Below are 23,454 nucleotides of genomic sequence, written 5' to 3' on the forward strand. Positions count from 1 at the left end.
CAATTTCATGACATTTTTGTATAATATTATTTTGCTGATTGAACTTATATCGGGCTAACATCAAACAAATTACGTTGAGTGGGCGGTTAGTTCAGGGGGAGAACGCCTCGTTGACACCGAGGAGGTCAGTGGTTCAAGTCCACTATCGCCCACCATTTTTATTTTGTGGTAAACAAACTTACGACTGAACTATCTTGAATACAATATCATGTTCGCGCACGTGGTCTTGAACTTTCAGTCCGATATCCATTCCAGGTTTGGCTTCCTGAATGGTTTCATGTTCTAGCTGCATTGATTCGACCGGTTGTGTAAGGTCGGTCGTGTGCCCCTTTATGCGAATAATATCCCCAATTTTCAGCCCATCTGCTTCCACATGTACCCCTGCTACACCAAGCCGTGAAAAGTAATGTGTTACGCGGCCAATTCGTATTTCCATTATAATCCCCTCCAAATTTACTCTTAGCCATATTTTGCATTTTAATCATGCAAACTGTTGCTTTTATATTCCCAATGCGATAGGTTGTTAATCCTTTATTATAAGGCTTGCTATGTGTTTGAATTGTAGGTAGACTCATTATCGATTATGAAAGTCATCGTTGCTCCGGATTCTTTCAGAGGCAGTTTAAGCGCGCCAAAGGCGGCAGAGGCGATCGCCAAAGGGGTACATGCTGCATTCCTTCAGTCTGAGTGTATACTTATTCCTCTTGCTGATGGTGGAGAAGATACTGTAGAGGCGCTTGTTAAGACAACTGGTGGTAGAGTTGTGGCAACCCAAGCTACCAACCCACTAGGCAATCGCATTGAATCATTCTTCGGCATCCTAAGCGATGGCGAGACTGCGGTACAGATGGATTGATAAGAGCCATGCTAGATTTCGGATGTAAGCGTCTTATACTAGCCATCGGGGGAAGTGCGACAAACGACGGAGGAGTAGGAGCTGCCCGGGAACTTGGAGGGAGTTTTAGGGATGCAAGTGGGCGAGAACTCGGGTTTGTCGCCAGTACACCTCCAAAGCGCGGTTGAGATGAGCTCTACGATGAGAATGAGGATAAGAGTTCGCATTGCCTTGGAAACACTTCCGTAGCCGTACCAGGGGAACGTGTCTTCAATCCACTGGTGAGTTCTACCGCCGCCTATTACATTCCTTCACGGCGGTCAGTCAGGGAAATCGGGGGTGACAGAATCTCAGAACCACCATACAAGCTCTCTTTTTTGCTAAACTGGCAATATGAATTAGCGTAGCGGTTACGCCACGAACGCCTTGCATCGCGTAACCCCCTCCGCAGAGGGGGTGTGAACCTATGATTCAGTTTCGCAAGTTCGTCCACTGCATGCTCCTAGTAGGGAGTGCGTTTGCGGTGCTGGCAGCGGGTCCCTGTGGTGCGGCCACAGCGGAGGAGCTTCTCGCTGCAGGACGTGCGGCGGTAGCCCGTGGGGACCTGGCCTCGGCCAAGGATCTCTTTGGTCAATGTATCTCCCAGCACCCGCAGACCCAACAGGCAACCGAGGCTAGTTGGAAGCTCGGCTTCATCGCCATTAAAGAGGGTGACCTCACCCTCGCCGAACAGCGCTTTTCGTGGGTAGTGGACAATCATCCATCCAGCCCGAAAGCGCCCGACTCTTTGCTGCGCCTGGCCTACCTGGCAAAAAAGCCGGGCGGGCAGACGCCCTGGATTGGTTCCTCCAGGTTATGCTTCGCTACCCGGATACACCCGAGGCGGAGCTTGCCAGGTTCAGAGCAGCCCGACTTCAGACCGGCACTGGCGAACTGGACTTGGCGTGCGAGAACTTCAAGGCTGTCAAGGAGAACCCTAAGGCTGCTATCGAGGTTAGGGCCGAGGCCGCCGCCCTGGAGGGCATGGCGCACCTGCAGAAGTGGTACAAAACCGGGGACGAAGCCGAACTGGAGGCGGCAATAACCACCCTGGAAAGTGTGCAGCAGCAGTTTCCGAAGGAGACGAAGGGCGTCGCCTGGTCGCGATTTAGGCTAGGCCTTTTCTACATCCATGAGGGTCGCAACGTTCAGAACGAACGTCTGCGCAACAACCCGGCCCGAGGCCGGGAGATCCTGGAAGACGCTATCCGCAACCTGCCCTATAACTACTTCACATGGTGGATGAAGGCAGAGTTGGCTACCGGATACCTCCCGGAGAAGCGTTATGCGGACGTTGTCGCGCAGTGCAAGTCGCTTCTCTCCGAGCAGCCGCCGGCCTCCTGGAAGGCGTACATTATGTACATTCTGGGTGACTGTCAAATCCGGTTGGGCAGTAAGGACGAAGGAATGGCGACGTTGCGGCAACTCGTCGAAGAGCTCTCCAAGAGTCAATGGGCGGATGTGGCACGTGGAAGACTCAGAGCTCTTGCTGAGTAGAAAGGAGGGAGGTACGTCCGACATGTGACCGATACCCTGGGCAGAACAATGATCCGAACGATGCCGACGCCACTCTGACGGTGAGGGCCGTAGAGGGTGATGTCAGAAAGGTTCATTTCACCAGCGACCATGGGATTATGACTGACTGGGACGCGAATTTTGCCGGCGAGGGCGGCAATGTTTTCACCCCAGTGGGTGGGAAAGGAATCCTCCCAAGAACAACCCAATCAGTCATACGAAGGGCTTAAGTGTTTCCGCAAATGTGGTAATATTTGATAGGCCCGCGGGTGTACCGTTTGACCTAGTGGGAAGAGGTCCCATTGGCCCGCTCAATTTCCAGGCGTCTTCGAGCACCGCAGGGGGTGAGCATACGGTCTCCGTAAGCGGTGAAAGACGTCTGCCGGCTCAGGTGGACGTGCTGAACGAGAGCATTAGCTGGATGGCGAAGATGGAGACCGATGGGGAGGTGTCGGGGGAGTGTAATATTGGTAATTCGGGCGCCCACAAGATATACGTTACGTGGGGCACTCCGGCGGGATCTAGTCCCACCCACAAGCGCATTTGGTGGGTCTGCACTACGGCTAAGGGCGCGACCACACAAGAAGAGTGTGCTGACAAGATATGGGATGGCGTAGCTGAGGGAACAATGTTTGGACCTGGCGATACCGATGGATGGGCCCTCCTTGATGGCGGTCAAGGCGACTGCGACAACCAAGCTCGGTGTATGAAATATGCCGTTGAAATGCTAGGTGCAGGGCCTGAGAAGTTCGCTTAGTGCGTGCCTCGACAGATGCCGGGGCGGGCAATTGCCTTGATTACGAGGTTCGCTACTGCTCCGGGTGCGGCAAGTTTGAGTATTTGCTGTTGCTCTTCCCAGGTAGCGGTCTCAACCAGTTCGAGGGTTGCTGTGATACGTCGAGCCATTATTACGCGATCACACCGCAACTGAAAGCGACCGATGACTATGATATGCTTTGCCAACTCGGCAGCATGGGTGTGACACAGAAATGGGCCTGGTCGAATGGCTTATGGTTTACAGGATGCACTCAGGAGGACTCCTCACCGCCAATTCCGTAGGTACGCGGTTTGAGAACACCCGATTGAGATTCAGATATGGAGGGTAAAAATGCACAGGTTAATCATTACAGTTGCCTTAGTTCTACTTTGCACTTGCTGCGCGCTGGAAGCCTCTGGAAGTTGCAGCATAGAAGGGTTTGTTCCCATAGATAGCATTGACCTGAAGAAGGCGCTGACATCCGACCACACTTCATTCGTTATCCATGCTCTACAGCCGACACAAGAAGCCATCCGCGCGAAAAAGTACACAGGGCCTCTCGACACAGAGGTCAACGAACTTCAGCGCGTGTTGCGGAAAGTCCTGCGCGAGGAGTACCTTCCTTCAGAAGCAGCGCTTCGTGCAAATCGGATAGGCCTCGTGGATCTGTGGGGCGGGAATGACTACCTGTTGGTCAGCTACACGACCAAGTCGGGGCTTCGGATTGACATTAAGGACGGAAAACTGCTTTATCTGCTCCTGACAATGCGCAAGCGGGAGGAAGACTGTGCGGCCGACTTTTCAACCTTTATCAGGAAAGTGGCAGCTGAAGTCTTCGCGCTGCCGCAGGTGAAATTGGAGAGTACCGAATGGCCTAAAATAGCGGTGTCAGCTTGCGATGTAGGACGTTCGAAGGTGGGCACGATAACGTACGGATCAGCACTCGATTGGGATGGGCCAGACTGGTACACCAATATACTCTGGTGGTCGGACGGAAAGCGCGTACTCTTCCAAATCAGTAAGTGTGATTTCCAAGCTCTCTCCACCAAAGCTGGACCGCCGGCCGATCTGGGCGTTCCCAGGAAATTTTCATCCCGCGTCACCAGCACCGCCAAGTGAACCGTTTGCAACTCGTGATGCGGCTGACGAGGAGAGCTGCATAGTAGGAGCAGCACTTGTAATAACGGGCAAGGGGAGAGTTGATGCTCAGACGCTCCGATGCAAAACAATTAGTGGCGTCTTGGAAGTTGCGCGATTAAGATGGGTGCCAGTGATTGTTCTGGCTGGTGGAACCGAAGCCGAGGGATATGAACTTCTAAACCGAGGCGCTGTTGTCCTACTCTCCATTGTCAACAAGCCAGTGAATTTGCTTGAAGCACAATCACAAGCAGGCAAGCTTCTTGCCGTGGCTACCCGAGCGGGCAATGAGGTTGTTCTCAGCGAGCTGTTAGCCTTTCTCTTTCAAATCTTTTTCTTGATTTTTCTTCACTTGAAAGTTGTTTAATCAAACGGGCGCCTGAGTATTTCTCAGCCATTGCACGTGCAGTTTGGGCTATAGATGCACGAAGACTTTGCGGAGCAAGGACCTCCACGTTGTCGCCGAAGCTCAGCACCCAATGCTTGATTTCATCAACGCCCGCCACAGTAACTTCAAAAAGTATCGAACCATCCGGTTCCTTTGTGATTTTCTGATGTGGGTGGAAACGACAGCCTGATATCCAACGTGTAATTTTTGGGCTAAAGCGGAGAATAATCTTTTCCGGTTCCGCATCTGCCTGAAGTTGCCAGCCGTGGCTTAGGTATTCCTCTAGGTCGAAATTTGTCGGGTATCGAAAATGATCTTTTAACACGTGGATTGATCGAATCCTATCTACGCCAAAGGTCCGAATATCTCCCCGTAGGTGACAAAACCCTATTAAATACCACGCTCCAAAGCGAAATGTTAGTCCATAAGGATCTACTTTTCGCTTTGTAGTCTCACCACTATGGGCTGCATAGTACTTTATCTCAATTGGATTATGGCTTGATATCGCACGGCTTATGGTGTTCAAAACTTCCGAGTTGCACTCACGAATTAGATTAACGCCAACCGAAATACGCTTCCGCATTTTCTTTATCGAAGACTCCACTTGATCCAAAAGAGTTGCGTTGACCTTTCTTAGTGCTGTTTGAATCGCATCTGCCTGCGGCATTCCAATCTGTTCGGAGGCAAAGTTTCCTGCAAGCACTAATGCTAAGGCTTCGCTTGGGGTAAAACTTGTGGGCAGAAATTTCATTTCCTTCAAGGCAAAATAGCCGTTTTTGCGCTGGATTGTGCCCCACTGCCGCAGAATGCGTATGTCCCGCTCGACAGTAGCCCTTCCAACTCCGAATTCCACCTCCAGCGCCTCAACATTCCACTTCCATGGCTCTTTTTCTATTAGCTGAAGGGTTTTTATCAGCCGTGCGAACTGTTCCTCAAGTGTCATGTTTTTAGTCTCCTCTCTGTAGAATATAATAACACTAAAGGGGCGAAAAATCCTTTAAGAAAATAAAGGTCATGTTTCCCTTGCAAGTTGTGGAGCAGTCGTTGCCAGGGATATTGTTTGCAGTTCTAGATGTTCTTTACTTGCTATTTCTTATATCCGTTGGGGTGTGAGGAATGCCAACGCCAAGCGGTTTCTATAATCGCCGATAGCTCGGGATACTTCGGTTTCCAGCCAAGTTCTTTCTTTATGCGGTCAGAACTTGCGACCAAACGAGCGGGGTCCCCTGGTCTCCTTGGAGCTGGTTCCCAAGTAATCTTTCGTCCCGTAACTTCCTCTGCTGTTCGGATGACTTGCATTACGGAGTGGCCGTTTCCATTACCAAGGTTGTATGCAGTAGTTTGTGCGCCTTCCTCTAGTGCGCGGAGGGCAAGAATGTGTGCATCAGCGAGATCGGTAACATGAATATAATCTCGAATGCAGGTTCTGTCTGGTGTATCCCAATCTGTTCCGAACACCCTTACCTTATCTCGCTTCCCAAGGGCTACCTCGAGGACGATGGGAATTAAATGCTCCTCAGGATTGTGGTCCTCGCCAATCTTTCCATCGGGGTCAGCACCAGCGGCGTTAAAATAGCGCAGAGAGATTGACTTAATACCATATGCAACGTCATACCACTTGAGTATCTTTTCGAACATAAGCTTAGATTCGCCATAAGGATTAGTGGGGTTCTGAGGGTGGTCTTCTTCTATTGGTATGTGTTTTGGCTCACCATAGGTGGCAGCGCTTGAGGAGAATATAAACTTCTTAACGCCGTGTTTTCTCATTGCATCAAGAAGGTTTAATCCATTTCCTATGTTATTTCGAAAATACTTGTCGGGATTGGCTACAGAGTCTCCAACTGATGCATAGGCAGCAAAGTGCATAACAGCATCAACTGGAAATTCACGGAAGGTTTTGTCGAGTTTTTCCCTATCAGCGAGGTCACCTTTAACGATAATTCCGGCGACTACGGCTTCGGGATGACCAAGCTCCATATTGTCGAATGTGATTGTCTGATATCCTCTTTCGGTTAAAAGCTTTACTGTATGTGAACCTATGTAACCAGCGCCGCCTGTAACGAGTATCATGAATAACCTCCCATTAATTTTGGGTTTAAGTTATTAGCGAATCTTAGGCTTATATTTTACCGTGCAATGTTTCAATCAAACTGGTGCTCGGTTGGTGCTAAGCAGACCTAAAAATTATATTAAATAAGAAGGCCGCAGCTCAGTGTAGCACTGTGCTGCGGCAAATGTCAATTGCATAGCCCCTTTCTTTTGGGGTTTGCATTAATGAGGAGTAGAGGTTACTGTGAGCGTATACTTAGTTGTCTTGCCTGACTCCGCAGAAACCCTGAAATTATATTCACCTGCAGGAAGTCCGGTAACGCAAAGTGTTGCAGGGGATGTATTGGAAGTAGATGAGGCGATTAAGGCATTTTGCGCATCGTAAAGTTGGAGTTTGAGACCGGCTGTGCCATTCCAGGAAAGGCTTGCCTTTGTGTCTGTTGTTGAGTTTGTCGTCCACAAATGCGATTTGGATACTTTCGTAGATACCGAGCCAGAGAATACAACCGTTGAGGATAGGCTGTTGCTAACGTTCACATTAATTGTGTGGCTGGTAGTATTGCCTGCTATGTCATATGCTTTTGCTCCAATGGTATGCAAACCGTTTGCTATGCTTGTTGTGTCCCAATTCCAAGTAAATGGTCCCCATGTAACCGCTTTTGAAACTCCATCAACAAAAAACTCGATTTTGGCTATGCCAGAATTGTCAGTGGCATTAGCGCTAACTGTGACTGTACCTGAAATTGTAGAGCCTGCAACTGGCGATATTATGGCAACAGTCGGGGGTGATGTATCTTGTAAAGGAGCTACGACTGTGGATAGTGAATCATAAGCATTAATCCGCCCCCAGCCGGATTTTTCATCCCAGCCAACTGTTCCTAAATCTTCTGCCCCCGATTTAAGTAGCTCATAGACTTGAGCACAATTGAAAGTGGGGTTCGCAGATATTATGAGTGCGGCAACTCCTGCGACGTGCGGGGCGGAACCTGATGTCCCGCCAAATCCGCCGTAACCACCGCCCCTGAGAGTAGTATATGCATTGCATGGTGATACGAAGTCGAGCGCCGAACCATAATTTGAGAAGCTTGCAACCTGGTCATATTGGTCAGTCGCCCCTACTGCTATAGCGTTTGAGCATGCAGCAGGATAATAGACAGTATTTATGCCATTATTCCCACTGCTCGCTATGACCAGACAGCCGCGTTTATAGGCGTAGTCGACAGCGCTCTGAAGTGTACTGCTTGGTGATGCCCCTGCAATGCTTATGTTGACAACGCGTGCACCGTAGTCCGTCGCGTAAGTAATGCCAGATGCTATATTTGAGTACGATGCATAACCTGTTGCATCTGCAACCTTGATTGCCATAATCTTACACGCCCATGTAATGCCTGCTATGCCAATGCCATTGTTTGCGCACGCACCAATAATGCCCGCCACTGCCGTTCCATGGCCATTGTCGTCTATGGCATCGGAATCACGGTTTACAAAATCATATCCATTTATTATTTTGCCTTCCAGGTCGGGGTGCTTGTAATCAACGCCCGTATCAAGAACGGCAACTATTACCGAACTTTCTCCAACGTTCATTTCCCAGGCTGCTGGTGCCTTAATTTTAAAAAGGGTCCACTGATTTGTTGCAAAGTAAGGGTCATTTGGGTTAAGCGATGTCACCCGAGCTAGGTAGTTGGGCTCTGCATACTCAACAAACCGGCTAGCTTTATACTTTGCTGCGTGGTTGATTTCTCTTCCTTTTGGCGATGAGACTATCTGTATGCCGAGTTTGGGGATGCTTCCGCGTATTACCGATCCATTTTGACGATGAATGCTTGCTATTTCCGAAGAAGGAGTTCCGGGTTTAAATTTAACGAGAATTTCTCCTGGAGCAATAGGCTGGGAGGCGCAAAAACCTGCACTGATAAGCATAGGCAAGAGGAGCAGTATAAGCGTTATCCCTATGAATCTCATTTATTACCCCCTAGTTTTCAAGAGTTTTGAAATTTCTAAGCATGACAACGTAGTACAGAAATGTAGTGGCCTGCCTCATCTGCTGTCACGCGAGAGACAGGCCACTAGAACTTAGGATTGTCTATCTTGCGACTGGATGGCTTGGTCGCTAAACCAGACTTTCCTAAGAAGATATGCAAAAAGTAAGCTTCTTATGCGTCCTGTCCCATATGATAGTGCGACAGATCAGCCCAATCTCGCATTACCGTCAAGATTTCTATTCCTTAATAAAAGCCAATGATTTCCTAGGGAGTGTACCAGATTTGTCTTCGAGATAGGTGCCTTATGGCGATAAACTGGTATTTTTTACAAGTAGCAGTTGTTCGGCAGGTTGAACGTTTTTAGAGATAATGTGTCAAATTGAAGATGAACTAAACGCATATATCTTCTTTTAGATGAGATATTATTTCGTCTTTTTAAAATAAGGTTGTCTATGACAGACAATGTCGAGCACACTTTTCGAGCGCCGCTATATAATGGCTTGGGTAGGTTTTAATAAGCATTTAGGAGGAGGAATTTTGTCAAGTAATTGCAAAATTTTTTTAAAAATACTTGACAAAATTCGCCTTTCTGATTAGTATTTAGGTAGAGGGATCCTATAAAACCGTACGCTTCCTTCGCAAACGGCTGTCTATGACAGCTTGGACATACCAGACATAGCATGATGCTTGGTATATACTCGCGCAGCGGAAGCAAAGTTCACTCTCATCATTTTTACAATGTGGGGCAGCTTAGAAGGGCGACCGTAGCAAATAGCACTACTGAAGTAGTTCTTGATTCCACAAGAAAGCAACAAATGATGGTCAACGCTCTTTATATGAAAACGTTTACTATTATACTCAACTAAAAGCCCATTCCCGCTATCTTTTATTCGAAAGGAGACGAACAATGTAATACGCAGCATGACATCCTGAATGCCTTCCTGGGCGAATGCAGCCTTAGGTATGACATGCCAAGCACTATTTGAAAACGGCCACCCCCCGTTGGTGCAATTATAGTCTCTTAATTCATAGTTCATAAATCAAAATAGTTGCCGTTGAAGGAGGTGCTTGGTGAGGTTATCAATGCAAAGCAAATCATCAAAGTCAGTTACCGAAGGTTTGCATGTCAAACGCTAGGAAGGGAGATTTCAGAGATGTCACGGATTTCACTCATCTTTCTCACGGTGTTCGTATTAGCAGCACTGTGGGCGCCCCAAACGGTGCTGTCTGCTGAGCACCGCGCCTTTTGGGTGGATGCATGGGGCTCAGGTTTCGAAAGCCCGTCGGTTACAACGGCGATGCTCGACTACGTCGATGCATGTAACTGCAACGCCGTCATAGTCGAGATGCGAAAACGCGGTGATGCCTATTACACGTCTTCTTACGAACCGACGGGGTGGAACGTAACCCCAGATCCAGGATATGATTGTCTTGCTGATATAGTTCCGAAAGCCCATGCCCGCGGGCTCGAAGTCCATGCCTGGGTTGTAGTCAATCGCGTATGGACATTCACTACCCCACCTCCAGAGACGACTCCGCCACATGTATACAACGCTCACCCTGAGTGGTTCTCTTTAACCGATTCAGGCGAAATGTATGATTCCAGCAACGGAAGTTGGCTGGATCCCGGCCACCCCGAAGTCGAGAATTACCATAAGAACGTGTTTATGGAGATCATCTCCAACTACGATATTGATGGTTTTTGCCTTGATTACATCCGCTATGCTGGTTCAAACTGGGGTTATAACCCCACTGCTGTAGCACGTTATAACGCCGAGTACGGTCTCTCGGGCAACCCTCCAGCCAACGATTCTCAATGGTCAGATTGGCGGCGAGACCAAGTAACCAATATGGTGAAGAGGATATATCTTGAGGCGAAGGCAGTTAAGCCGAATATCAAGATAGGCGCCGCAATTTGGAATAGTTCGACCACAGGCAGAAACACGTATTTCCAGGACTGGGATCTCTGGATGCAAAACCATTGGCTGGACTATGGCGCTCCAATGGCTTATTCCTCCACCAATTCGACGTTCAACTCCTGGGTGGATACATACTATAACCAGCAATATGGCCACCACCTGTATGTAATCCAGGGCTCATATATTAATACAATTAGCAACTCAATGACCCAGATAAGTTATGTACAAAACAAACCAATGCCAGGAGTCCATCTGTACTGCTACCGCGTTACAAATAGCGGCACCGTAGATAGAGAAGGGTTTAAGAGTGCTCTGCTTGCCGGTCCATTTGCTACTTATCAGGATCCTCCAACTATGAGCTGGATTAGCAGTCCAACGCTTGGAATGCTGAAAGGCTTTGTTAAGAATAGCAATGGCGAAGTCGTTTACCCGGCTACTGTAACAATTCAAGGCAAGAGCACCAAAAATAGCGGTACGGGCTTCTATGGCTTCGTAGACCTTACTCCGGGAACGTACACGGCGACTGCAAGTGCCCCGGGTTATACTAATGGCACGGGCCAAGTTACCATTACGGCGGGCCAGGTTGCCACACTAGATATAACCCTCGGCTCAGACACCGCGCCGCCCATAATTTCCAACGTACGTACCTCGGATGTTCGAGCAACAATCGCCAAGATTCTATGGGATACAGACGAAGTTGCTACCAGCCAAGTGGAATATGGGCCTACCTCAACTTATGGGTATCAAACGAGCGAGGATATGACGCTCGTCACTTCTCATACCGTACAACTTACCGGCCTAGTGCCCAGCACTTTGTATCATTACCGGACGAAGTCGAAAGATGCTGCAAACAACCAGGCAGTATCTGGTGACTATACGTTCATGACAGCCTCTTCTGAGGTTGTAGATGATATTATCATTGACAACCCTCAATGTGAGTTGTATGGCTCTTGGTCTACAGGCACTTCCTCGACTGATAAATATGGAACTAACTACTACTACTGCACAACGGCCACCAGCGAAACCAAATGGGCAAAATGGAGGCCAAACATTCTCGTTGGTGGCAATTACGATGTGTACTGCTGGTATCCTCAGGGGAGTAACCGCTCTACGAGGGCGCCATATACCGTTTATTGGAACGGCGGGTCACAGTTGATTGAAGTTAATCAGCAGATTAACGGCGGCCGATGGAATCTGCTGGTCACCTCAAAGCCGCATGTTATTGGGACAACGCAATATACCAAACTCGGGAACGGCACGGGCGAAACGTCGCTTAACGTGATGGCGGATGCTATTAAGTACGTATTTGCAGCTGGTGCTGATACTCAGCCACCAAGTGTGCCAACGAATCTTGGGGGTAATGCGGTTTCGCCCACCAGAGTTGACCTATCTTGGACAGCTTCCACTGATAACGTGGGAGTAGCCGGTTACAAAGTATATCGCAATGGCAGCCAGATTGGCTCCACAGCCGCGACTAGCTATTCTGACACGACTTGCACGGCTGGCACTACCTACACATATACAGTGAGTGCCTATGACGAAGCGCAAAACGAATCGGCACAAAGCAGTCCTGCGGTCGTTTCCACGCCCGCAATTCAAAATCGGAATTACGCGCCCTCGTCGATAACCTTAATAAGAGGCACAGTAGCATCCGGCTCGGTGAGCAACTTGGCGGCGAACGACGCTTCTTACTTAGTAATCAACTCCCAAAGAGTCAGCAATAAGTATTATACGGACTGGTACAGCAATGTCTTTATCTCTGAGGTTCCAAGCCATGTAAGCAAGCTTACCATCACTTATGATGGTAAGTTATCAAGCTCACAGACGCAAAGCCTGCACCTGTGGAACTGGACTACCTCTTCATGGACGCAAATCGACAGCAGAACTGTCGGTACTAGTGATATTACGATTAATTGGAGCACCACTTCTCCTTCTAATTACATCTCGTCAAGTGGTGAAATAAGGCTGCGGCAGTATGTCGACGGCGTTAAGTCTAGCTTTTCATGCTCTGCCGATTTTGTCCAATTTGGAATTGAGTATTGGTAGCAATTCGCGGGGTGGGCTTTGTAACCCACCCCACTTAGACATTCTAAGCTACCAAAGCCTAGAGGTGTTGCAGAAAACAAGATTGTGGGTGAGGTAATTCTTAAGCCCAGCCAGTGATTGCTGGTTAATCAAAGACAAAATTCGCTGGGCTGGGGAATGCTTTGTTTAAACCAGTCTGACTTAAAATCAGACCGAAAAATTCGGTATCGGTCTATTTTATAGGAAGTTGTAGTAAGAAAGGTAGTTTAGCAGTTGCGTTTAGTAGTATTTATACTCATCTTAAGTGCAGCAGTTGTTTGTAGTCTGCAAGGTTTTGTAATTAGCGCAGAAAGGGCGGAAGACGAAGGGAAAGCCGCTTTTTATGAGCGGGTTTTGAAAGACGACCCCGGAAACGTACAGGCTAACGTTTACTTCGCAGATAAAGCCTACCAAGCAGGCAAATTCGCTGATGCCATTGGGTACTACCAGACAGCCCTTGCCACTGAACCCAACAATACCCAGCTAATAATTAAAGCCGCCAAAGCCTACGCATTGGCAAAACAACCCAATGAAGCAGAGGCTATGTATAACAGGGCGCTTTCAGTTGACCCGAAATGTGTTGATGCTCACTATGGCCTTGGTTTGTTGTGTGAGGCAAGGGGGCAATTTAAGGAGGCCGCAGAGCATTTTGCAGTTGTATTTACAGCCCAACCAGACAACGCCGATATCAGATCGCGTTTGGCATATGCGTGGCTTAATATGGGACGCTATGAGGAGGCGGCAAATCTTTTTGAGAAGATTGCAGATAACAACCCATCGGACCCGGTTCCTGTTAAGACACTTGTGCAAATTTACCTAGAAATGAAAAATGGCCCGAAGGCTGAGGCAGTTTTAAAGAAATATGCGGCTGACAATCCAGGAGATTTGTATGCTACGGAGCTTTTGGCGCAGTTCTATGAGGAGCGCGGGCGTTTGGATGAAGCTCTGGAAGCGTTTAGGGAATTTGTGCGGCAGAATCCTGGCAACAGGGATGGCGAGAATGCAATTGGCAATTTCTATCATAGACACAGGCAATTTGACAAAGCTGCCAAAGTATATGAGCAATTGGTAAAGGAGAACCCAAAAGACGAACGCGCGTGGACCAACCTTGTGAATACATATAGGGATTTGGGCCAGATTGAAAAAGCACTTCAGGAAGCGGATAGGTGGATAGCGAACGATCCAAACACGGCGGCCCCATATCGTCTAAAAGCAGCTATTTATAGGGAGCAAAAGCGGTTCAAGGATGCATTGCGGGCGCACGAAAGGAGCAAAGGAGCAGAACAGGGTAGCGTAGATCCTTATTTAGCAATTGCGGAAATCTATTGGAAAGACCTTGGTCAGCTAGACAACGCTCTCCGAGAGTTAAAAGATGCAGCGAGGTTCTTTCCAATGGACCCCATTGTGAAAAGGACGATGGTTGAAATTTACGAAGAGAAAAAGGATTATACCGCGGCAGTTGACATATTGCGCAGCATGGAAATGCTTGACCCAGACAATGTTCAGATTGGGCTGAACATATCGCGGCTTTTGTTGCTAGCTGGAAAGCCACAGGATGCTATTTCCAAATGCCAGAAACTTCTCGAGAAGGACAAGGAAAATCTGGGAATCTATGTGCGCCTTGCCGAAGCCCATGAGCAATTGGGGCAATTGGATGAAGCTATCAAAATCTACCAGAATTCTCCACAAAAGAACTTAGAGGCTCAAGCCTGGGCAACAAGTCGCATATCTGCCGTTAAGGTAAAACAGGGCAAGCTGAACGAGGCTATTGCTGGTTACAAATGGGTGCTTGATAGGTTCCCAGACGCCGATAAGCTGTACTCGGAGATTGTGAATTTAGAAATGCAGCGTGGCAGTATTAGTGAGGCAGTTAAGTATCTCACCGAGCGGTTGAACAGTGGTTTGGAGCGGGAAGCCGCTGTTGAAGCGCTCATTGGCGCGTATGAGCTCCAAGGGTTGAAGCCATTGGAAATAGCCGCAAAAGTGCGCAAAGTCCAAGAGCAGTGTCCCAAAAACAAAACTGTTGCCTCTGTGCTTGTGGATTACTGTGAGCGAAATAAGCTTGAAGAGCTTTTAATCCAATCGTTGGAAGCTCTCATTGAGGCTGACCCTGAGGCAATAGAGCAAAGATGTAAGTTGGCTCAGCTCTATGCCGCCTCTGGTCAAAACGCTCAGGCAATTCAGCATTTGCAGAAGGTTGTTGGCAAATCCGGACACGACGCTGAAAACTATTACTTGCTAGGACAGCTTTTGGAGAAAGTTGGCAAGACGTCAGAAGCGATAGAGGCTTACACCAACGCTTGCGCTTTTGAAAACAAAGAAGCAGAGAAAGCACTTGAAAGGCTTAAAGCCAAAAATAACGGTGCTAAATAAAAAGATCTTTGAAAAGAATACCAGTTTACCTATCATCGGATAGCGATGATAGGGTGGGCCTAGCAGGGGCTTGGTGGCCGTCCCTGCTGGGCACCATAAGGGTGCGAGACCTGGCTTTGGATGCGGGGCCAGGCTTATACCTTGGAGCCGACTCGTTTTGAAGCCGGCTCCAAGGTACCCCTACAGCAAATAGCCGGAAACTAGCACCTGGAATAAGGAGGTGGTGAATTGTTATTCGATTGCTAATGGGCCACTTGTTCGCGAATTTGATGCATAAGTTGAGGAGGAAAAATAAGTGAAGAGATTCAGCATTGTTTTATTGGTGTTGGCAGTGGCTCTTATAGCCGCTCCTACCTACGCGCTGAAAGTCTACTCGAATCCGAGCATCCAGACTAACAACGTGAGCCCCGACGGGACCTACAACGAAGGCTACTCGATGCAGAGCGTGTCGGACCTGTTCTGCGCAAAGTGCGCGAATCGCGGCTTCTCAACAAGGGATAGCAACTGGCTGAGCCTTTCTGCTGCGTGCAGTGATGCAGATGCTTGGAACCCGAACTGCTTCATATCCGAGCATACCAATGCGGCCGGCAGTGGAGGTTGGGATTCCAACCATGGCACGATGGGTTTGTATTACTGCAACAGTAGCTGCCAGTATGATGCTATTGACCGCAGCCTCTGCATTAAGTGCGTCGACAACTGCATTGCACAGTTTGCCACCGCCGGCCGAGGTGCCAAGTGGGGGGCAGGTTACTATGGCGACTACTGCTTCTATGGGTCATATAACCTATATGTGCTGTCTCACACGCCCGACATGAACTCGGTGTTAATTGAGGGTCTGTTCCACACCAATTACGAAGACTGCCAGTTACTGAAGACGTCGAACGGCAGAAACCTTTATGCAGAGGGCCTTTACGTTGGTGTGTGCCAGCAGTATGGTTATGACCCATATCCGTCGCCAGACATTATCATAGACAACACAGATGCTGGTTTCTCATGCTCAGCAAACTGGTCAACCGGCACCATGGCCACCGACAAGTATGGCACCAATTACCGCTTCAGAAGCACTGCTGCTACCAGCGACCCCGCCACCTGGACGCCGAATATCCCAGTAGCAGGCAGCTGGACTATTTACGCATGGTGGACAGCTGGCACCAACAGGTCGCCGAACTCGGCCTATCAGGTGTACTACAGTGGCGGAACCACTAATGTCTACGTGAACCAGCAGACTGACGGAGGCAAGTGGAACGTGCTAACTACGCAGAATCTAGGCACGGGCACAGGTTATCCGGTAAAGAAGTCCTGCTGGGCAACTACTGGCTATGTGGTAATTGCTGATGCCATAAAGTGGCATAAGAACTAAGAGTTCATGCTGAGGCGAGGGACCCCTTGCCTTGTTGGGAGTTGGCAGTTCGGCATGCTAGCCGGCTGCCGCCCTAGGCCCATGCGTTAGTTAAATCGAAGCATTCGGTTTAGCGCGTGGTCCCAGGGTGGGAGCATTTGCCAAACAAAACTCTTATTAAGAAAAATGTTAATTGTTCAAAACCCAGCCGCTCTACTAGGACCGTGCTCTTTGGGAATAGGGCGAGGGCGACGGTTGGCCACCGAAGACTTATCGGCAATAAAAGGAGGTGGGAAATGCATCAGGGCGTTTGGTTTTAAAAGAAACCCGTCCTAAACGGGTCTAAAAGGCAAAAGGGGTTTTGCCTGAATCAATTTTAGAAATTGAAAGGAGAAGATATTTTGAGAAAAACAGCGCTATTAATGTTAACCCTAATTATTCTTTTTGCCGTGGCATCTCAAATACCAACAGATGCTGCAAAGTTTCGAGCGTTTTGGGTAGATGCATGGGGTTCAGGGTTCGAGAACCCAACAGCGACAACGAATATGATAAATTACGTTGACGCATGTAACTGCAATGCGGTTATTCCGGAGGTAAGAAAGCGTTGTGATGCATACTATACTTCAAGCTACGAGCCTACCGGTACAAGTGTTACGCCCCAAGCTGGTTATGACTGCTTGGCAGATATCGTGACCAAGGCGCATAACGCAGGGCTCGAGGTTCATGCTTGGGTGGTAGTGTACAGGGCGTGGACCAGCACTACTGCACCGCCAACGACTAATCCGAACCACGTTTTTAATACCCACCCAGAATGGTTCTCCCTTACCTATTCGGGATCCAAATTCGATGCGGAAAATAACAGCTTCCTAGATCCAGGTCATCCGAGTGTTGAGGACTACAACTGGAGCGTCTTCAGAGAAATAATCAACAACTACAATATTGATGGCTTTGTTTTAGACTACATCCGCTATGCTGGGACGACCTGGGGTTACAATCCCACAGCTGTGGCCCGCTTCAATGCCGAGTATGGAAGGACGGGCACGCCCTCTACGTCGGATACCACGTGGTGTAACTGGCGATGCGACCAGGTAACAAACATGGTAAAGAGGGTCTACCTGGAGGCTAAAGCACTTAAGCCCTCCATAAAAATTGGTGCGGCTGTTTGGAACTCTTCGACCACAGGAAAGAATAGCTACTTCCAGGATTGGGATTTGTGGATGAGCAACCACTGGCTGGATTATGCCAGCCCAATGGCTTATACATCAAGCAACACAACCTTTAACTCGTGGGTGAACACCTATTACAACCAGCAATATGGTCGGCACATCTACGTTGCCCAAGGGTCGTATCTTAACACAATAAGCAACTCAATGACCCAGATTAACTATGTCCAAAATAAGCCTATGCCTGGTGTAGAGTGTTACAACTATCGAGTAACGAACAGCGGCACTGTTGATAGGGAAGGCTTCAAGAGCGCGTTGCTTTCAGGACCATTTGCAACCTATGAGTCAGTCCCAACGATGTCGTGGATTAGCAGCCCGACTTATGGCATGCTAAAGGGTAAGGTGAAGGATTCGAGCGGCAATCCCATCTATCCTGCAACTGTTACTATTCAGGGCAAGAGTACTAAGAATAGCGGCACGGGCTTCTATGGCTTCGTTGATTTGTCAACGGGAACTTACACAGTTACCGCTAGTGCAACAGGATACAACACCGCCAGTGCGAATGTAACTATCGTCGCCGGCCAGGTCAAGACCGTTGACTTTACGCTAACTCCTAGTGGTGGCGGTGGCACGGAGATCATTATTGACAACTCAGACAGTGGTTTCTCCTGTTCTAGCAATTGGTCGACTGGTACATCTGCAACGGACAAGTATGGGACAAATTATCGCTATAGGAGTACTGCGTCGACGAGTGACCCTGCCACCTGGACTCCCAATATTCCTAGCTCCGGTACTTGGGCGGTGTACGCATGGTGGAGCCAGGGAACAAATAGATCTTCGAGTGCACCCTATATTGTTTACTACAGCGGCGGTAGCACCACCGTTTACAAAAACCAACAGACGAGCGGTGGTCAATGGAACCTTTTGACCACTAAAACTTTTGGTACCGGAACAGGCTATCCGACTCAATTGTCTTGTTGGACCACCACAGGCTATGTGGTTATTGCAGATGCCGTGAAATGGGTTAAGCAGTAAGCAACACCCTAATTGCTAGAGGAGCCTATGGAGAGGCTCCTCTAGCAGGCAGTTTAGGGAGAAGGTGATTGAGATGAAAGGATGCTTAAACGTAATTTTAATAACATCTGTACTATTTTTAGTCGCTATTCTGCTCCTTAATCCGGGGCAGAGTTTTGCAGCAGAACATCGTGCTTTCTGGGTTGATGCCTGGGGGTCTGGATTCGAGAATCCAACCGCCACCACGGCAATGATCAATTACGTTGATGCTTGTAATTGTAATGTTGTTCTAGTGGAAGTCCGAAAGCGTGCAGACGCATATTATACGTCGTCTTATGAGCCGATTGGTTGGAGCATTACACCTCAAGCTGGCTATGACCCCCTTGCAGATATAGTTACAAAGGGACATGACGCTGGTTTAGAAGTGCATGCTTGGGTAGTGGTCAACAGAGCGTGGACAAGCACTACACCACCACCTTCGACTACCCCACAGCATATTTTCAATGCGCATCCTGAATGGTTCTCGCTGACCGATTCGGGTTCGATGTTCCAGGAAGACGGCTGTAGTTGGACCGACCCGGGTCATCCTGAGGTTGAGAATCATTACAGTAACGTGTTTCGGGAAATTGTGCAGAACTACAATATAGATGGCTTATGCCTTGATTATATTCGATACGCTGGTACTAATTGGGGTTACAACCCTACCGCGGTTGCTAGGTATAATGCCGAATATGGACTGCAGGGAAATCCTTCTCCGAATGACACCCAATGGTCCAACTGGCGGCGTGACCAGGTAACAAACGTTGTCAAGAGAACCTATCTAGAGGCTAAGGCAATCAGGCCTAGCATTAAGGTGGGTGCAGCAGTATGGAGCACTGCCTACACCGCAAATACGTATTATTTCCAGAACTGGGACCTTTGGATGTCAAGCCATTTCCTTGATTACGCGGCTCCTATGAATTACTTGACGGATAACAACCAGTTCAACTCCGAGAATCAGGACAATATCACGCGACAGTATGGACGGCATGTTTATATTGCTCAAGGTTCATACCTTAATACTATCAGCAACTCAATGACCCAGATAAGTTCGGTCCAAAGTATGGGCTTCCCGGGCGTGCAGTGTTATTGCTATCGTGTGACGAATAGTGGCACCGTTGATAGGGAAGGCTTCAAGAATGCGTTGCTTTCAGGACCGTTCTCGACCTACCAAAGTGTCCCGACAATGTCGTGGATTAGCAGTCCGACTAAGGGCATGCTCAAAGGTTTTGTGAAGAATTCAAGTGGTGTTCCCGTCTATCCTGCTACTGTTACCGTCCTGGGGGCGAACGTGTCCACGAAGAATAGCGGGGCAGGTTTTTATGGGTTTGTTGATCTTAACCCAGGTACCTATACGGTTGTTGCAAGTAGCCCGGGCTACACAAACGGCCAAGGTCAGGTAACCATCACTGCTGGACAGGTATCGACATTGGACCTGACGCTTGGTGTAGATTCAGCACCGCCAATAATCTCGAACGTTCGCACAAATGACGTCCGCGCAACAATTGCGCAGATCCTTTGGGATACCGATGAGGCTTCCACAAGCCAAGTGGAGTATGGGCCAACCTCCACGTATGGTTATCAAACGACCGAGAACATGACCCTAGTTACATCGCATACCGTCCAACTGACTGGGCTTACGCCGAGCACGACTTATCACTACAGGGTCAAGTCCAAAGATGGTGCTAACAACCAGGCGGTGTCGGGAGATTACACATTCGTTACCGCTGCGTCTGAGGTTGTTGATGATATTATCGTAGATAACCCGGCTTGTGAGTTATACGGCTCATGGTATACGGGTACTTCAGCAACCGACAAGTATGGTTCTGACTATTACTACTGCAGCACGGCGACCAGTGAAACAAGATGGGCTAAATGGACGCCTAATGTGTTGGTACGTGGAACTTACAACACCTATGTATGGTACTCCCAAGGCACTAACCGGTCTGCCATGGCTCCATACACCGTCTACTATTATGGCGGTTCTCAGTCGGTGAGCGTTAATCAACAGACTAACGGCGGCACGTGGAATCTAATTTCAAGCAACAAGAGGTTCGACCCAGGCACCGCTCAGTATGTAAAACTAGGCAATGGCACTGGTGAAAGCTCTCAGGTGGTCATTGCCGATGCAGTTAAGTTCGTCTACACCGGTGCGATAGATATTCAGCCGCCTAGTGCTCCGACTAATCTAAACGCTGTGTCGGCATCAACAAGCCAGATTAACCTGAGTTGGACAGCATCAACGGATGATGTTGGAGTGACCGGTTACAAGATTTACCGCAATGGTTCGTACTTAACTTCTGTGACCGGAACAAGCTACTCCAACACAGGCTTGTCGGCAGGAACGTCTTATACCTATTATGTGAAGGCTTATGATGCTGCCGGCAACGAGTCGGCCGCTAGCAATAGTGACACGGCTACCACATGGATTATCTTGGATAATCCATCGGCTACATATACCGGTACATGGACGACCGGAACATCATCAACCGATAAGTATGGGACCGACTATCGATTTGCTTCTACTGCTTCAAGCGAAACCGCTACTGCGAAATGGACTCCGACCATTAATTCAGCGGGTAGCTATAATGTCTACGTTTGGTATCCGCAAGGTAGCAACCGTTCAACCAAGGCACCGTACACGGTTTACTATAGCGGCGGAAACGTGACAATTCAGGTAAACCAGACTACCAACGGCGGCAAGTGGAATCTGATAACTACAAAGAGCTTCGCAACTGGTACAACAGGCTACGTCAAGCTAGGCAATGGAACCGGAGAAAGCTCAAAGGTTGTCATGGCTGATGCTGTACGTTGGACTAAGGTCGAATAAACGCCGAGTACTCAGCACGGCGCGAGGGGCAGATCGCATGCCCAACTCCATGCGATCTGCCCTAGGAATACGGAGGACAAATATGTATAGAATCAAGTTCTTGAAGATGGTTTTTTCGCTGTGGTTGATAGCGGCATTTGTTTGCTTGTGTGGCAATGCTGGATTGGGGGCTGATGCTAATAAGCTTTATGGGATTCATTGGTGGGGACATACTCAAGGAATAGGTGTGGATACTGCTCCAAGGAGCCTGTTGGATGTGCCGACGTATTCAGCTTGGGATACAGAGACAGTTCTCACTCACAGCGATTACTGGTGGGGACCTTCATATTTCACTGATCTTTATTCTACCCTCTATGGGTGGAACGTGAGCTTAATTACAAGGGTTGATTATACCTGGAATGATACCGTTCCCGCGCCTAGCGACCCTAATTATTCAAGCTGGCCGTCGGTAGTTGTAGATAACGTGGTTAATGTGCTTAAAAACCAGAGCCATATCTGGATAGTAGGTAATGAACCAAACATCCTGTGTGCTGAGGGAAGCTTGTGGCCTGATAGGAAGATTCAGCCAGCGCAGTATGCCCAGGTATATCGTAGCGTTCGGAATGCGATACACCAGAGCGCAAGTGTTGGTCCTCCTGGACAGCATATAGTTTTGCTAGCGGGACCCAGCTATGGTCCTGTGGAGGGCGTGCGGTGGATGGCAGGTAAGGATTATCTTGCCCAAACTCTCGACAATCTCTCACCAAACGAAGTGGATGGGTTTGCTCTTCATGCCTATGGTTGGACCCTATCAGAGTTCCAAGATCAATATCGCACCCAAATTCGAATCATCGACCAAAAAGGCTTTGGCAACAAACCCATTTGGATTACGGAATTTGGCCGGTATACCATCGATGACAATGATGAGCAGAATAGCGCCCAATTTGTTAGGGATGCATTTGCGGACGTAAATGCATGGAACCAGACGCCAGGTAATCGAGATATAATCGGCATGACATGGTTTGTTTATGACTGCAATCAGCAGGCTAGTGGTGGTTGGAACAATTGGGCAATTGAGTATTGGAAGGACCATGGTTTCCCCAGCGGAGATTCGCGCGACCTCTTCACTGCCTTTCAGCAGGCGGTTGATCAACGGTATGCTGCGGGTACTTGGGGAAATCTTGAGTTTATTGTGGATAATCCATCCGCTACTTTTGCCGGTACATGGTATACGGGAACATTGGCCACCGATAAATACGGTTCGGATTACCGGTATGCAACCACAGCGCCGAGTGAAACGGCAACTGCAATTTGGCGGCCGAACATCACCATGGCGGGTGACTATGATGTCTATGCATGGCATTCTCAGGGGAGTAATAGGTCTACTGCGGCGCCGCATACTGTGTATTGGAACGGCGGCTCTCAAACAGTGAGCATTAACCAAACAGCCAATGGCGGACGCTGGAACGTTTTGGTGAGCTCCAAGCCGTTTGCCACAGGGACGAATGGCTATGTGAAAGTTGGTAATGGCACAGGCGAGTCGGGCAAAGTCGTTATGGCCGACGCAGTGCGATTTATGTGCCTTCAGCCCGTAGACCTCATAGTTGATAACTCAGATGCCGGATTTAGTGCGTCAGCCAACTGGAGCACTGGAACGATAGCGAAGGACAAATATGGCCCAAACTATAGATTTAGGCAAACGCAAGCTACGAGTGACCCAGCGACTTGGACGTTTAACCTGCCAGTGCCTGGAAGGTATGAGGTGTATGCTTGGTGGTCGGCAGGCACTAATAGGTCGGCTACTGCGCCTTACATTGTGTACTACAGCGGTGGCTCGCAGACTGTGGTTAAGAATCAGCAAACGAGTGGCGGCACGTGGAACAGCTTGGGTGCTTGGGAATTCGCTAGCGGGAGCAATCAGGTGAAGCTTTCCTGCTGGACTACAACAGGCTACGTTGTTATTGGAGACGCTGTGCGAATGGTTTTGCGCTGAAATGCTTGTTTTACAAGCAGTTAGAAGGCGGGATTA

At 48.7% G+C, this 23,454-nt stretch carries 19 protein-coding genes and 1 tRNA gene; 15 read left to right on the plus strand and 5 right to left on the minus strand.

The window, feature by feature from the left end:
- Positions 1-80: 80 nt before the first annotated feature.
- Positions 81-155, plus strand: a tRNA-Val gene (locus tag K6T99_00005).
- Between the two features lie 23 nt (positions 156-178).
- Here the strand turns inward: K6T99_00005 and K6T99_00010 are convergent.
- On the minus strand, positions 179-436 hold the full coding sequence (locus tag K6T99_00010; protein MCL6518196.1) for a hypothetical protein: 258 nt from the start codon (positions 434-436) through the stop codon (positions 179-181).
- Positions 437-583: 147 nt separating this feature from the next.
- On the opposite strand from K6T99_00010, the gene K6T99_00015 reads away from it, so the two are divergent.
- The 6 genes from K6T99_00015 to K6T99_00040 all read left to right on the plus strand — a co-directional run bounded on the left by K6T99_00015 (position 584) and on the right by K6T99_00040 (position 3,146).
- Positions 584-856, plus strand: a complete 273-nt coding sequence (locus K6T99_00015; GenBank protein ID MCL6518197.1) for a glycerate kinase — start codon at positions 584-586, stop codon at positions 854-856.
- Positions 853-1,023 (plus strand): glycerate kinase, encoded by a 171-nt coding sequence (locus tag K6T99_00020; protein ID MCL6518198.1) that lies wholly within the window; start codon positions 853-855, stop codon positions 1,021-1,023. The genes K6T99_00015 and K6T99_00020 overlap by 4 nt, the downstream gene beginning before the upstream one ends.
- Before the next feature lie 278 nt (positions 1,024-1,301).
- On the plus strand, positions 1,302-1,919 hold the full coding sequence (locus K6T99_00025) for a tetratricopeptide repeat protein (GenBank protein ID MCL6518199.1): 618 nt from the start codon (positions 1,302-1,304) through the stop codon (positions 1,917-1,919).
- Positions 1,859-2,371, plus strand: a complete 513-nt coding sequence (locus K6T99_00030) for a tetratricopeptide repeat protein (GenBank protein MCL6518200.1) — start codon at positions 1,859-1,861, stop codon at positions 2,369-2,371. The genes K6T99_00025 and K6T99_00030 overlap by 61 nt, the downstream gene beginning before the upstream one ends.
- 80 nt (positions 2,372-2,451) lie before the next feature.
- Positions 2,452-2,619, plus strand: a complete 168-nt coding sequence (locus K6T99_00035) for a hypothetical protein (protein ID MCL6518201.1) — start codon at positions 2,452-2,454, stop codon at positions 2,617-2,619.
- Positions 2,620-2,633: 14 nt separating this feature from the next.
- A complete protein-coding gene (locus tag K6T99_00040; protein MCL6518202.1) occupies positions 2,634-3,146 on the plus strand; it encodes a hypothetical protein in 513 nt (170 codons plus the stop codon).
- On the opposite strand, the gene K6T99_00045 is transcribed toward K6T99_00040, so the two are convergent.
- Positions 3,143-3,295, minus strand: coding sequence for a hypothetical protein (locus tag K6T99_00045; GenBank protein ID MCL6518203.1), 153 nt, complete (start codon positions 3,293-3,295; stop codon positions 3,143-3,145). The genes K6T99_00040 and K6T99_00045 overlap by 4 nt on opposite strands.
- A 202-nt stretch (positions 3,296-3,497) precedes the next feature.
- Here K6T99_00045 and K6T99_00050 point away from each other — a divergent pair, with 202 nt between their 5' ends.
- Positions 3,498-4,265 (plus strand): hypothetical protein, encoded by a 768-nt coding sequence (locus tag K6T99_00050; GenBank protein ID MCL6518204.1) that lies wholly within the window; start codon positions 3,498-3,500, stop codon positions 4,263-4,265.
- Positions 4,171-4,650, plus strand: coding sequence for a glycerate kinase (locus K6T99_00055; GenBank protein ID MCL6518205.1), 480 nt, complete (start codon positions 4,171-4,173; stop codon positions 4,648-4,650). Before K6T99_00050 ends, K6T99_00055 begins: the two co-directional genes overlap by 95 nt.
- On the opposite strand, the gene K6T99_00060 is transcribed toward K6T99_00055, so the two are convergent.
- The 3 genes from K6T99_00060 to K6T99_00070 form a co-directional block, all read right to left on the minus strand.
- Positions 4,583-5,614 carry a WYL domain-containing protein gene (locus K6T99_00060; protein ID MCL6518206.1) on the minus strand — a complete coding sequence of 344 codons (1,032 nt, stop codon included), beginning with the start codon at positions 5,612-5,614 and terminating at the stop codon, positions 4,583-4,585. The genes K6T99_00055 and K6T99_00060 overlap by 68 nt on opposite strands.
- A gap of 143 nt (positions 5,615-5,757) precedes the next feature.
- On the minus strand, positions 5,758-6,741 hold the full coding sequence (galE, locus tag K6T99_00065; GenBank protein ID MCL6518207.1) for a UDP-glucose 4-epimerase GalE: 984 nt from the start codon (positions 6,739-6,741) through the stop codon (positions 5,758-5,760).
- 201 nt (positions 6,742-6,942) lie between these two features.
- Positions 6,943-8,685: a S8 family serine peptidase gene (locus K6T99_00070; protein MCL6518208.1), complete on the minus strand. Its 1,743-nt coding sequence runs from the start codon at positions 8,683-8,685 to the stop codon at positions 6,943-6,945.
- A 1,174-nt stretch (positions 8,686-9,859) separates the two neighbouring features.
- On the opposite strand from K6T99_00070, the gene K6T99_00075 reads away from it, so the two are divergent.
- From K6T99_00075 to K6T99_00100, 6 genes are all read left to right on the plus strand, one after another.
- Positions 9,860-12,670, plus strand: a complete 2,811-nt coding sequence (locus tag K6T99_00075; GenBank protein MCL6518209.1) for a family 10 glycosylhydrolase — start codon at positions 9,860-9,862, stop codon at positions 12,668-12,670.
- Between the two features lie 252 nt (positions 12,671-12,922).
- Entirely contained in the window at positions 12,923-15,061 is a 2,139-nt protein-coding gene (locus K6T99_00080) for a tetratricopeptide repeat protein (protein MCL6518210.1), read from the plus strand.
- Positions 15,062-15,356: 295 nt separating this feature from the next.
- The gene (locus K6T99_00085) at positions 15,357-16,421 is read left to right on the plus strand and encodes an N-acetylmuramoyl-L-alanine amidase (GenBank protein ID MCL6518211.1); all 1,065 of its coding nucleotides are present in this window, start codon (positions 15,357-15,359) and stop codon (positions 16,419-16,421) included.
- 380 nt (positions 16,422-16,801) lie between these two features.
- On the plus strand, positions 16,802-18,598 hold the full coding sequence (locus K6T99_00090; protein MCL6518212.1) for a family 10 glycosylhydrolase: 1,797 nt from the start codon (positions 16,802-16,804) through the stop codon (positions 18,596-18,598).
- 73 nt (positions 18,599-18,671) lie between these two features.
- Positions 18,672-21,446, plus strand: coding sequence for a family 10 glycosylhydrolase (locus tag K6T99_00095; protein ID MCL6518213.1), 2,775 nt, complete (start codon positions 18,672-18,674; stop codon positions 21,444-21,446).
- Positions 21,447-21,528: 82 nt separating this feature from the next.
- Complete coding sequence (locus K6T99_00100; GenBank protein ID MCL6518214.1) at positions 21,529-23,418, plus strand: hypothetical protein; 1,890 nt, start codon at positions 21,529-21,531, stop codon at positions 23,416-23,418.
- Positions 23,419-23,454: the final 36 nt, after the last annotated feature.

It is taken from the genome of Armatimonadota bacterium, assembly GCA_023511795.1.
In the GTDB taxonomy this organism is placed as follows: Bacteria; Armatimonadota; UBA5829; order DTJY01; family DTJY01; genus JAIMAU01.

Coding starts and splice junctions, on each gene's coding strand:
- K6T99_00010 (MCL6518196.1), bottom strand. CDS start 436: ATGGAAATACGAATTGGCCGCGTAACACATTACTTTTCACGGCTTGGT.
- K6T99_00015 (MCL6518197.1), top strand. CDS start 584: ATGAAAGTCATCGTTGCTCCGGATTCTTTCAGAGGCAGTTTAAGCGCG.
- K6T99_00025 (MCL6518199.1), top strand. CDS start 1,302: ATGATTCAGTTTCGCAAGTTCGTCCACTGCATGCTCCTAGTAGGGAGT.
- K6T99_00030 (MCL6518200.1), top strand. CDS start 1,859: ATGGCGCACCTGCAGAAGTGGTACAAAACCGGGGACGAAGCCGAACTG.
- K6T99_00045 (MCL6518203.1), bottom strand. CDS start 3,295: ATGGCTCGACGTATCACAGCAACCCTCGAACTGGTTGAGACCGCTACC.
- K6T99_00050 (MCL6518204.1), top strand. CDS start 3,498: ATGCACAGGTTAATCATTACAGTTGCCTTAGTTCTACTTTGCACTTGC.
- K6T99_00060 (MCL6518206.1), bottom strand. CDS start 5,614: ATGACACTTGAGGAACAGTTCGCACGGCTGATAAAAACCCTTCAGCTA.
- galE (MCL6518207.1), bottom strand. CDS start 6,741: ATGATACTCGTTACAGGCGGCGCTGGTTACATAGGTTCACATACAGTA.
- K6T99_00070 (MCL6518208.1), bottom strand. CDS start 8,685: ATGAGATTCATAGGGATAACGCTTATACTGCTCCTCTTGCCTATGCTT.
- K6T99_00075 (MCL6518209.1), top strand. CDS start 9,860: ATGTCACGGATTTCACTCATCTTTCTCACGGTGTTCGTATTAGCAGCA.
- K6T99_00095 (MCL6518213.1), top strand. CDS start 18,672: ATGAAAGGATGCTTAAACGTAATTTTAATAACATCTGTACTATTTTTA.
- K6T99_00100 (MCL6518214.1), top strand. CDS start 21,529: ATGTATAGAATCAAGTTCTTGAAGATGGTTTTTTCGCTGTGGTTGATA.